At 68.9% G+C, this 10,087-nt stretch carries 10 protein-coding genes; 4 read left to right on the forward strand and 6 right to left on the reverse strand.

What is annotated here, in order from left to right; translation table 11 throughout:
- Positions 1-32: 32 nt before the first annotated feature.
- Entirely contained in the window at positions 33-530 is a 498-nt protein-coding gene (gene tamR, locus ACTWQO_RS45310) for a MarR family transcriptional regulator TamR (RefSeq protein WP_443243242.1), read from the forward strand.
- An 82-nt stretch (positions 531-612) separates the two neighbouring features.
- On the opposite strand, the gene ACTWQO_RS45315 is transcribed toward tamR, so the two are convergent.
- Positions 613-1,383 (reverse strand): LuxR C-terminal-related transcriptional regulator, encoded by a 771-nt coding sequence (locus tag ACTWQO_RS45315; RefSeq protein ID WP_443243243.1) that lies wholly within the window; start codon positions 1,381-1,383, stop codon positions 613-615.
- Between the two features lie 230 nt (positions 1,384-1,613).
- On the opposite strand from ACTWQO_RS45315, the gene ACTWQO_RS45320 reads away from it, so the two are divergent.
- Positions 1,614-2,069 (forward strand): GNAT family N-acetyltransferase, encoded by a 456-nt coding sequence (locus tag ACTWQO_RS45320; RefSeq protein WP_443243252.1) that lies wholly within the window; start codon positions 1,614-1,616, stop codon positions 2,067-2,069.
- Here the strand turns inward: ACTWQO_RS45320 and galK are convergent.
- The 3 genes from galK to galT all read right to left on the reverse strand — a co-directional run bounded on the left by galK (position 2,062) and on the right by galT (position 5,337).
- On the reverse strand, positions 2,062-3,225 hold the full coding sequence (gene galK, locus ACTWQO_RS45325) for a galactokinase (RefSeq protein WP_443243244.1): 1,164 nt from the start codon (positions 3,223-3,225) through the stop codon (positions 2,062-2,064). The two genes, ACTWQO_RS45320 and galK, sit on opposite strands and share 8 nt — an antisense overlap.
- 91 nt (positions 3,226-3,316) lie before the next feature.
- Positions 3,317-4,279 (reverse strand): UDP-glucose 4-epimerase GalE, encoded by a 963-nt coding sequence (gene galE, locus ACTWQO_RS45330; RefSeq protein ID WP_443243245.1) that lies wholly within the window; start codon positions 4,277-4,279, stop codon positions 3,317-3,319.
- Positions 4,276-5,337: a galactose-1-phosphate uridylyltransferase gene (gene galT / locus ACTWQO_RS45335; RefSeq protein WP_443243246.1), complete on the reverse strand. Its 1,062-nt coding sequence runs from the start codon at positions 5,335-5,337 to the stop codon at positions 4,276-4,278. Before galT ends, galE begins: the two co-directional genes overlap by 4 nt.
- Positions 5,338-5,514: 177 nt before the next feature.
- Between galT and ACTWQO_RS45340 the strand changes: the two genes are divergently transcribed.
- Both ACTWQO_RS45340 and ACTWQO_RS45345 read left to right on the forward strand, forming a co-directional pair.
- The gene (locus ACTWQO_RS45340) at positions 5,515-7,194 is read left to right on the forward strand and encodes a sodium:solute symporter family protein (protein WP_443243247.1); all 1,680 of its coding nucleotides are present in this window, start codon (positions 5,515-5,517) and stop codon (positions 7,192-7,194) included.
- Positions 7,195-7,222: 28 nt separating this feature from the next.
- Positions 7,223-7,549 carry a hypothetical protein gene (locus ACTWQO_RS45345; RefSeq protein WP_443243248.1) on the forward strand — a complete coding sequence of 109 codons (327 nt, stop codon included), beginning with the start codon at positions 7,223-7,225 and terminating at the stop codon, positions 7,547-7,549.
- Between the two features lie 56 nt (positions 7,550-7,605).
- On the opposite strand, the gene ACTWQO_RS45350 is transcribed toward ACTWQO_RS45345, so the two are convergent.
- Together ACTWQO_RS45350 and ACTWQO_RS45355 are read right to left on the reverse strand one after the other, a co-directional pair.
- A complete protein-coding gene (locus ACTWQO_RS45350) occupies positions 7,606-8,304 on the reverse strand; it encodes a helix-turn-helix transcriptional regulator (protein ID WP_443243249.1) in 699 nt (232 codons plus the stop codon).
- A 259-nt stretch (positions 8,305-8,563) separates the two neighbouring features.
- Positions 8,564-10,054, reverse strand: a complete 1,491-nt coding sequence (locus ACTWQO_RS45355; RefSeq protein WP_443243250.1) for an outer membrane protein assembly factor BamB family protein — start codon at positions 10,052-10,054, stop codon at positions 8,564-8,566.
- Between the last annotated feature and the right edge of the window lie 33 nt (positions 10,055-10,087).

Here is a 10,087-nt window from a genome sequence, read left to right on the forward strand (position 1 = left end):
TTCACATCGACACAACCACTACACTGATCGTCATGGAGGACGAGGTCGATCGGCTGGTCGCAGCGTGGCGCCGGGAGCGCCCGGACCTCGACGTGGAACCGCTCGAGGTGCTCAGCCGGGTGAGCAGACTGGCCCGGCACCTGGACCGCGCACGTCGGCTGGCCTTCTCCGAACACAGCCTGGAGCCCTGGGAGTTCGACGTGCTCACGGCGCTGCGGCGCGCCGGGACGCCGTATCAGCTCTCGCCGGGACAGTTGCTGACGCAGACCCTGGTCACCTCGGGGACGATGACGAACCGCATCGACCGCCTGGCCAAGAAGGGTCTGGTGGAGCGGCTGCCCGATCCGAGCGACCGGCGCGGTGTGCTGGTCCGGCTGACCGCCGAGGGGCGCGATCGGGCCGACCAGGCGCTTGCGGGGTTGCTTGATCAGGAGCGGGCGATTCTGGCGGAGCTGTCGCGGGCGCAGCGGGGTGAACTGGCGGGGTTGCTGCGCCAGTTGACGGCGCCGTTCGACAACATCCCTGGCTAGGCTGTCGTTCGGCTGCGGCGCCGTCGTGGCTGGTCGCGCAGTTCCCCGCGCCCCTTCGGGGCGCTCCCGTCACCGGCGCCTATCAGGCGCTGCTGCTTTCCTCCACCCCGATCCTCCCTACCGGCCCCAGGTCCACCGGGCCCACCCCCGCCCGCCTCGCCAGTGCCACCGCGGCCAGCGTCGAGTGGACGCCCAGCTTGCCGAGGACGTTCTGCATATGCGTGCGGACGGTGTGCGGGGAGAGGAACAGGCGCTCGGCCACCGCCTTGCGCCCCAGGCCCGCGACCATGCAGCGCAGTACCTCCCGCTCGCGCGGGGTGAGGGACTCCACCAGCCGTTCGCTCTCGGTGCGGTGCTTGCGTGCGGCCGTCAGTTCCCGCAGGACGCCGGTGAGCAGGGCGGGCGGCAGATGGGTCTCGTCGCGCAGGACGCCCCGGATGACCGTGAGCAGCCGGGACAGCGAACAGTCCTTGGCGACCCAGCCCGACGCCCCGGCCTGCAGGGCGAGCGCGGCCCGGCGTGGGTCGTCCTTCTCGGCGAGGACGACGATCCGTACGCCCGGCTGTGTGGTGCGGACCCCGGCGACCAGGGAGATCCCGTCGACGAGCCCGTCCTCGTTCCCTTCCTGTACGGGTGTGGGACGCACGCCCTGCATGTTTCCGCCCAGATCGGCGTCGACGAGCAGCACGTCGAAGCGGCGCCCCTCGGCGACAGCGCGCTCCAGACTGCGTATGGCGGCCGGGCCGCTGCCCGCCGCGGACACGTCGACGTCCGGCTCGGCGGCCAGTGCGGCGGCGAGCGACTCGGCGAAGATGCGGTGGTCGTCGACGACTAGGACTCGGATACGAACCACTGAAAACCCCCACTGGTCCGGGAAAACGACGACCTGTGCGGGTACGACGCCCAGGAGTGGTCGCAGTCGCACGGCCGCCGCCGTGCAGAGACTGCTACCCCCACTGCGGGCGTCGTACCCGACTTGTCTCGCCCCCTGATCAGCACCGGCCCCCACCGGTGCTTTCATCAGAGTACGGGCGGGGGCCTACAGCGGAAGGTAATTTGCAGAACTGGTTGTCCAGCGCGTTTATGGTGAGCCGCATGTTTCGTATCGAGACAGAAGTCGACAAGGAGCGGCGCGACTTCCTTCGTTCCCGCCTCCGCGCCGCCAACACGGCGGCCTCACCGATCTTGCGCGGACTGCGCGGAACCCCTGGTGAACGGGAACTTCCGCTCCATGTCTGGGTGTTGGACCACCACCACCGCCTGGCGGGCGGTCTCGTCGGCCACACCTGGACCACCTGGCTGCACGTGACCTATCTGTGGGTGGACGAGCGCCTTCGGGGCAAGGGGCTGGGCTCCCGGCTGCTGGCGCAAGCGGAGCACATCGCGCGCACGGAGCGCGGCTGTCGGGGCGCGCGCCTGGAGACCTGGGACTTCCAGGCGCCGGAGTTCTACAAGAAACAGGGCTATGACGTGGTGTGCGTGATCCCCGACTATCCGCCGGGGATCACGGAGTACACGCTGACCAAGCGGCTCAGCTGAGCCGCCGCGCCCCCGCCGAAGGCACCGCCTCGAAGACACGCGGAGCCGTGAAGCCGGCCGCCGCGAAGGCCTCCTGCACCGCCTTGGTGATGGTCTCGACGTCGGCCGTCTCGGCCAGCACGATCGCCGAGCCGCCGAAGCCGCCGCCGGTCATGCGGGCACCGATCGCCCCGGCGGAGAGGGCCGTGTCGACGACCAGGTCCAGTTCGGGGCAGGAGATACGGAAGTCGTCGCGCAGGGAGGCGTGGCCCTCGACGAGCACCGGGCCGATCGCGCGGGTCTCGCCGGCCTCCAGCAGGGCGACCGTCCGCTCCACCCGGTGGTTCTCGGTGACGATGTGCCGCACCAGCCGACGCACCTCCTCCTCGTCGCCGAGCCGCGCGAGCGCCGCGTCCAGGCCGTCGTACGGTACGTCCCGCAGCGCTTCGACGCCCAGCAGCGCGGCGCCCTTCTCGCAGCCGGCGCGGCGCTTGCCGTACTCGCCGGTCGAGTGCTCGTGCTTGACCTGGGTGTCGACGACGAGCAGGCGCATGCCCTCGGCGGCCAGATCGAAGGGGATCTGCTGCTGGGAGAGGTCCCGGGTGTCGAGGAACAGGGCGTGGCCCGCGGTACAGCAGGCGGACGCGGTCTGGTCCATGATGCCGACGGGGGCGCCGACGTAGACGTTCTCTGCGCGCTGGCACAGACGGGCCAACTGCCAGCCCTTGAGGCCGAGTTCGTACAGGTCGTTCAGGGCCAGGGCGACCGCGACCTCCAGCGCCGCCGACGAGGACAGGCCCGCGCCGGACGGGACGGTCGAGGTCAGGTGGATGTCGGCGCCGGTGACCGGGTGGCCCGCGTCGCGCAGGGCCCAGGCGACGCCCGCCGGGTACGCCGTCCAGTTCTTGTCCGACCCCGGGTTCAGTTCGTCGACGCGCAGTTCGACGACTCCGCCTTCGACGTCCTCCGAGTGCAGGCGCAGGACGTCGTCCTCGCGCCGGGACACCGCCACGACCGTGACGTGCGGCAGCGCGAACGGCATGACGAAGCCGTCGTTGTAGTCGGTGTGCTCGCCGATCAGGTTGACCCGGCCCGGCGCCGCCCACACTCCCTCCGGCTCGGCCCCGTACAGCTCCTTGAACCGCTCGGCGACACCACCGACGACAGGCTCGCTCATCCCCTGACCCCTGACCTTTCGAACCGACCGGTCTGTACCGGCCCTGAATTTACTCGCCGCGCGTACGACGTCACTTGCCGCGCGTACGCAGTCACTTGCCGCGCGACTGCGCGAATTCCCACGCGTCCGCGACGATCCCGGCGAGGTCCGCTCGGGACGGGTTCCAGCCGAGCCGTTCGCGGGCGGTGGAGGCGGAGGCGACCAGTACCGCCGGGTCGCCGCCGCGGCGCGGGGCCGTGACCTCGGGGATCGGATGCCCGGTGACCTGGCGGACGGTCTCGATGACCTCGCGGACGGAGAAGCCGTTGCCGTTACCGAGGTTGCAGATCAGGTGCTCGCCGGGCCGCGCGGCCTCGACGGCCAGCAGATGGGCCTCGGCCAGGTCGGCGACGTGGATGTAGTCGCGGACGCAGGTGCCGTCCGGCGTCGGGTAGTCGTCGCCGAAGACGGAGATCGCGTCGCGCTTGCCCTGCGCGACCTGGAGGACCAGCGGGATGAGGTGCGACTCGGGGTCGTGCCGCTCGCCGTACGCGCCGTATGCGCCGGCCACGTTGAAGTAGCGCAGGGAGACCGCGGCCAGGCCGTGCGCCGCCGCCTCGCCGGTGATCATGTGGTCGACGGCGAGCTTCGAGGCGCCGTACGGCGAAGTGGGCGCCGTCGGGTCGGTCTCGGTGATCGGAGAGCTGACCGGCTCGCCGTACGTGGCCGCCGTGGAGGAGAAGACGAGCTTGCGGACGCCGGCCTCGCGCATCGCGCCCAGCAGCGCCATCGTGCCGCCGACGTTGTTGTCCCAGTACTTCTCGGGCTTGACGACCGACTCGCCGACCTGCGAGAACGCGGCGAAGTGCAGGACGGCGTCGAAGGAGGCGTCCAGCCACTTGGCGGCGTCGCGGATGTCGCCCTCGATGAAGGTGGCGCCGGTGGGGACGCCCTCGGGGAAGCCGGTGGTGAGGTTGTCGAGGACGACGACCTCGTGGCCCGCCTCCAGTAGATGCTGGGCGACCACGCTGCCGACGTAGCCCGCGCCACCGGTCACCAGGTACTTACCGCTCATGAACTCGCTACCTCTCGCAGTCGCTCGGCCGCGCGCTCCGGCGGCACGTCGTTGATGAACACGTTCATGCCGGACTCGGAACCCGCGAGGAACTTCAGCTTGCCGGACGTGCGGCGGATGGTGAAAAGCTCGAGGTGAAGGGCGAAATCGTCCCTGCTCACACCGTCGAACTCGTCCAGCGCGCCGAACGGGGCCTGATGCCAGGCCGCGATGTACGGCGTCGGAGGCTCCCCCTCGCCGAAGATCCGGTCGAAGCGCCTCAAGAGTTCCAGATAGAGTTGGGGGAATTCTGTGCGCGCCGCCTCGTCGAGCCCGAGCAGGTCGGGCACGCGGCGCTTGGGGTACAGGTGGACCTCGTACGGCCAGTGCGCGGCGTACGGCACGAAGGCGACCCAGTGTGCACCCTCCAGGACGACCCGCTCACCGGCGAGTTCACGCTCCAGAACGGCGTCGAAGAGGTTCTCACCTCCGGTCGCTTCCTTATGAGTTGCGAGAGAACGAAGCATGAGCGCGGTGCGCGGCGTGGTGAAGGGGTAGGCGTAGATCTGGCCGTGCGGGTGGCCCAGCGTCACACCGATCTCGGCGCCCCGGTTCTCGAAGCAGAACACCTGGTCGACGGAGGGCAGATGAGACAGCTCCGAGGTCCGGTCGGTCCAGGCGTCGAGCACCAGTCCCGCCTGTTCCTCGGTCAGTTCGGCGAAGGACGCGTTGTGGTCGGAGGTGAAGCAGACGACCTCGCAGCGCCCGGAGTCGCCGGCGAGCGAGGGGAAGCGGTTCTCGAAGACCACGACGTCGTACGACGAGTCCGGGATCTCGCTCAGCCGCTCGCCCTCGGAGGGGCACAGGGGGCACTCGTTGGCCGGCGGGTGGTAGGTGCGGCCCTGGCGGTGCGAGGCGATCGCGACGGAGTCGCCGAGCAGGGGGTCCTGCCGGATCTCGGACGTGGTGACGGTCCGCTCCAGCGGACGGCGGTCCACGGCGTCCCGGACCGTGTCGTCGCGCAGGTCGTAGTAGACCAGCTCGCGACCGTCGGCCAGCCGGGTCGAGGTCTTCTTCACTGCGGACTCCATATCAGGGCCACTCAACCAACCAACATAAGTAAACATATCGAAACACAACTCACCAGGGCAGTCAACATCACAATCAAACAAAGAGCACCATACGAAGTGTTCAATTACTGAACACAGAGGCGTAGGTTCCGCTCTGGATCAGTTCGCGCAACGAAGCGAGTGCTTATGCAAACCCCCACATATCTGGCCGCCGAGCTACGACTCCCCACCAACTGGCTCGACTACACGATCCTCGGCATCTACTTCGTCGTCGTCCTCGGCATCGGCTTCGCCGCCCGCCGCTCGGTCAAGACGAGCCTCGACTTCTTCCTCTCGGGCCGGTCGTTGCCGGCCTGGATCACCGGTCTCGCCTTCATCTCGGCGAACCTGGCCGCCACCGAGATCCTCGGCATGGCGGCCAACAGCGCGCAGTACGGCGCGTACACCGTGCACTGGTACTGGATCGGCGCCATCCCGGCCATGGTCTTCCTCGGCCTGGTGATGATGCCGTTCTACTACGGGAGCAAAGTGCGCTCGGTTCCCGAGATGCTGTTGCTGCGCTTCGACAAGTGGGCACATCTGCTCAGTTCGGCTCTGTTCGCCTTTGCCGCCGTTCTGATCGCCGGTGTCAACCTCTACGCCCTGGCGATCGTCGTCGAGGCACTGCTCGGCTGGCCGCAGTGGGTGGCGATCGTGGTCGCCGGCGCCTTCGTGCTGGCGTACATCACCCTCGGCGGCCTCTCCTCCGCGATCTACAACGAGGTCCTCCAGTTCTTCGTGATCCTCGCGGCCCTCATCCCGATCGTCGTGCTGGGCCTGAAGAAGGTCGGCGGCTGGGACGGCCTGACCGATGCCCTCACCAAGACCCACGGCGCCGACTTCACCACCGCGTGGGGCGGCACCGGCATCGGCAGCGACAACCCGCTGGGCGCGAACTGGCTGACGATCGTGCTCGGCCTGGGCTTCGTGCTGTCCTTCGGTTACTGGACGACCAACTTCGCGGAGGTCCAGCGAGCGCTGTCGGCCAAGAACCTGTCGGCGGCCCAGCGCACCCCGCTCATCGCCGCCTTCCCGAAGATCTTCATCGTGTTCCTGGTGATGATCCCGGGGCTGACGGTAGCGGCCCTGATCCCCGGCTTCGGAACCCCCGACTCGGGCTACCAGTACAACGACGCCATCCCCTATCTGATGGAGCAGTTGCTGCCCAACGGTGTCCTCGGCATCGCGGTGACCGGTCTGCTCGCGGCGTTCATGGCGGGCATGGCGGCCAACGTGTCGTCCTTCAACACGGTGTTCACCAACGACATCTGGGCCCGGTACGTGGTCAAGGGGCGGGAGGACGAGTACTACGTCGGCTTCGGCCGCCTGATCACGGTGATCGGCGTGTGCGCCTCGGTCGGCACGGCGTTCCTGGCGTCGTCGTTCTCGAACATCATGAGCTACCTGCAGACGCTGTTCTCCTTCTTCAACGTGCCGATGTTCGTCGTCTTCATCGTCGGCATGTTCTGGAAGCGCGCCTCCGCGGCGTCCGGCTTCTGGGGACTGCTCGCCGGCACCGTGGCCGCGATGGTGAACTACTTCTGGATCTACAAGGAGGGGATCATCGACATCCCCTCCGACCAGGGCGCCAACTTCGTCTCCGCGATCGTGGGCTTCGTGGCCGGCGCGGTCGTCATGGTCGCCGTGTCGCTGTTCACCCAGCCGAAGCCGGCCGAGGAGCTCCAGGGCCTGGTCTACGGCACCGTCTCGCCCGGCATGTCCGAGGCGCCTGCCGTCGGCGACGACGCCTGGTACCGCAAGCCGGCCCTGCTGGGCTGGGGTGCGATCGTCCTGGCCGCCGCCTGCTACATCCCGTTCTCGTTCTGACGGACCCTGACAGGGAGTTTGAGAAACCATGTCTGAGCACTCCGGACACTCCGAATACTCCGAGAAGGACGTCGTGCGGGAAGTCAGCGAGTTGCAGGCCAAGTCCGCGACCGCGGCCCGCATCTTCGACCTGCGCCGCATCATCGGCGGCCTGTTCGTGATCTACGGCGTGATCGTCACGATCGCGGGCATCTCCCCGTCCGACGCCGACCTGGACAAGGCCGAGGGCGTCAACATCAACCTCTGGACCGGGCTGGGCATGCTGGCGCTGGGGCTGTTCTTCCTGGCCTGGCTGTGGCTGCGGCCGACGGCTCCGCCGCCGCCGGACGTCCTGCCGGACGAGTCGGCCGAGTGACCTCGCCGGTGAGACCGGGGCCGGAGTCCGTGACGGACTCCGGCCCCGTTTCCGGTCTACTCCATTCCCGTCTCCGGAGCCGAGTGCGGTACCGGGCCCGCCCGGTCCAGCAGCCCGGTCCGGGCCGCCAAGGCCGCCGCCTCCAGCCTCGACCCCACCCCCAGCTTCATCAGCACCCGCTGCACATGCGTGCGGGCGGTCGACGGGGCGATGCCCATGCCCGCCGCTATCAGCCGGGTGTCCTCGCCGTCGGCGACCCTGACCAGGACCTCGACCTCCCTGGGCGTCAGCATCTGCAACAGGCGCTGGCCCTCGTCGTCCGGCTGGACCGCCGGGTTGAGGAGTTCGCTGAAGGCGCCTTGCAGGAGCTGCGGCGCCACGGCCGCCTCACCCGCCCTGGCCTTCATGATCGCTCGCTCCACGCCTTCGATGCGCTCGTCATGCCGTACATAGCCCGAGGCGCCCGCGGCGAACGCGGCGGCTATGCCGCGCGGTGACGGCACAGGCCCCAGGACCAGCACCGCGACCTGCGGGCGCTCCCGTTTGATCTTCAGCACCGGGTCGAATATGCCCGGTTCCGCAGGCGTCGCCGTCCCCAGCAGGCACACCTCCGGCGCCCGCGTGATCACCAGCTCCGCCGCCCCCGCGGCAGGCGCCGCGGCGGCCAGCACCCGGTGCCCCCGCAGCTTCAACGCCGAGGCCAGTGCCTCGGCCAGCAATCGGTGGTCGTCGACCACCATGAGCCGCACTCCCATCGAGCAACCCCCCAGTCCCCCCAATGGATGCCCCACTATGCATGCCCACTGGTCCGCGCGGCCAGAAGCCCCCTCCCGGCTCCCCCGCTCTTCATGCCCCCGGAAGCTACACGCTTGTTCGACGTTGCGCTCCCCCTACCGATGAGAAGTGCCCCGGATCGACGGAATTTCTCGCTTTCCGCTCATTCGAGGGTGATGGGCGGTACGCGCACGGCCCCGCCCCTGAACAGGGACGGAGCCGTCAACGCGGGCGAGTGGTTCAGCCGTTCGTGCCGAACGCGATCACCAGGTACCTCTTGTCGGCCGTATTGCCGAGTTCACTCGCGTACACGGACGACATGTACAGATGCCCCTGTGAATAGAGCAACTCGGAGTACTGCGGAGACATACGGGTCTCCACATCCCGCACCGTCTTCACGGACGGGTTCTCCAGCAGCTTCGTCTCCTTGAAGGTGCCACCGTCGATGCTGACGATCTGCCCGCCCTTGTCGTACGGCGGACGCTTGTACGCGATGATGTTGCCGCCGTCCATACGCAGCGGCGTGATCGTGTACCGGTCGCCCGCGTCCGCGCGCTGCCCCGTCTGCTTGCCGGTGGCCAGGTCGAAGGCGACGATCTCGTTGGTACGGCCGTACTCGCCGCCGCCGTCGTGCTCCTGGGTCTCCACATAGAGCCGGTCGTTGCCCACCACGATGCCCGTGCAGGACTCGATCCTGGTGACGCCGGAGCAGCGGGCCTCGAACTGGTCGCCCGGCACGGAGATGCGGATGCGCAGCTTGCCGGTGGCGTTGTCGATCGAGAAGACGTCCGTGATGCCGATGGCGTCCTGGGATTCGCCCACCTCGGCGGCCACGACGAGCGGCTCGGTGGACAGGACGCTGGCGTACTCGACGCCCTCGGCCAGCTTGTACTCGGAGTTCACCTTCCCGGACTTCGGGTCGATGGTCTGGATGTGCAGCTGGGGACTGTCGTACGAGCCGCACCTGCGGACCGCGACCAGCTTCTCACCGCCGGCGTACCCGGCGTCGCGGCAGTCCTCGTTGGCCTTCGGGATCCACAGCGGCTTGCCGGACTCGAGGTCGAACGCGGCGCCGCCGCTGCTGCCGCCGGCGGCCACCGTGCCACCGCTGACGGTGATGTTGTCGAACCGGATCGGCTGGCCGCCGACCTCGGCGGTCTTCGTCCACAGCTTTTTGCCGGCGTCTAGGTCGAGCGCCGCGATCTGGGTGCAGCCGTTCGAGGGCTTCGCCTTGGTCGGCATCGCGGGTTCGAAGGCGATGGCCGTCAGATGGTCCTCGGTGGCGTGCTTGCTGGCCTGGCAGACCGGGCCCGGCAACGGGATCTTCCACAGCTCGGTGCCCTTGTCGCGGTCGTAGCCGACGATCTCGGCGACGCCGCTCTTGACGTACGCCTTGTCGGTCAGCCACGAGCCGGACACGACGACGGTGGTGTCGTCCTCGACCTTGGGTGACGGGACCTGGAAGAGGACCTGGGAGGAGGCGTCGGCGGGCACCTTCTCCGAGCCGGCGGGGACGCTGCCGCCGCCTCCCGTGCCGTCGTCGTCCCCGCCGCCGGTGCCGCCGCTGGAGCTGGCGGTGTCGTCCTTGCCGCCCTCGTCACCGGACTGCGAGTACCACACGCCGCCGACGATCAGCGCGATCACCACGGCGGACGCCACGAGCACGGCTAGTGTCGTGTTGGACTTCCGCCCGCCGCCGTTCGGCGCGGTGGGGTGGGGGGGCGGCGGCATGCCCGGCTACGGCTATCCGCAGCCGGACATGCC

Origin of the sequence: Streptomyces sp. 4N124 (assembly GCF_052245395.1) — a bacterium.
Lineage (GTDB): Bacteria > Actinomycetota > Actinomycetes > Streptomycetales > Streptomycetaceae > Streptomyces.

Coding starts and splice junctions, on each gene's coding strand:
- tamR (WP_443243242.1), top strand. CDS start 33: ATGGAGGACGAGGTCGATCGGCTGGTCGCAGCGTGGCGCCGGGAGCGC.
- ACTWQO_RS45320 (WP_443243252.1), top strand. CDS start 1,614: ATGGTGAGCCGCATGTTTCGTATCGAGACAGAAGTCGACAAGGAGCGG.
- galK (WP_443243244.1), bottom strand. CDS start 3,225: ATGAGCGAGCCTGTCGTCGGTGGTGTCGCCGAGCGGTTCAAGGAGCTG.
- ACTWQO_RS45340 (WP_443243247.1), top strand. CDS start 5,515: ATGCAAACCCCCACATATCTGGCCGCCGAGCTACGACTCCCCACCAAC.
- galE (WP_443243245.1), bottom strand. CDS start 4,279: ATGAGCGGTAAGTACCTGGTGACCGGTGGCGCGGGCTACGTCGGCAGC.
- ACTWQO_RS45345 (WP_443243248.1), top strand. CDS start 7,223: ATGTCTGAGCACTCCGGACACTCCGAATACTCCGAGAAGGACGTCGTG.
- ACTWQO_RS45350 (WP_443243249.1), bottom strand. CDS start 8,304: ATGGGAGTGCGGCTCATGGTGGTCGACGACCACCGATTGCTGGCCGAG.
- ACTWQO_RS45355 (WP_443243250.1), bottom strand. CDS start 10,054: ATGCCGCCGCCCCCCCACCCCACCGCGCCGAACGGCGGCGGGCGGAAG.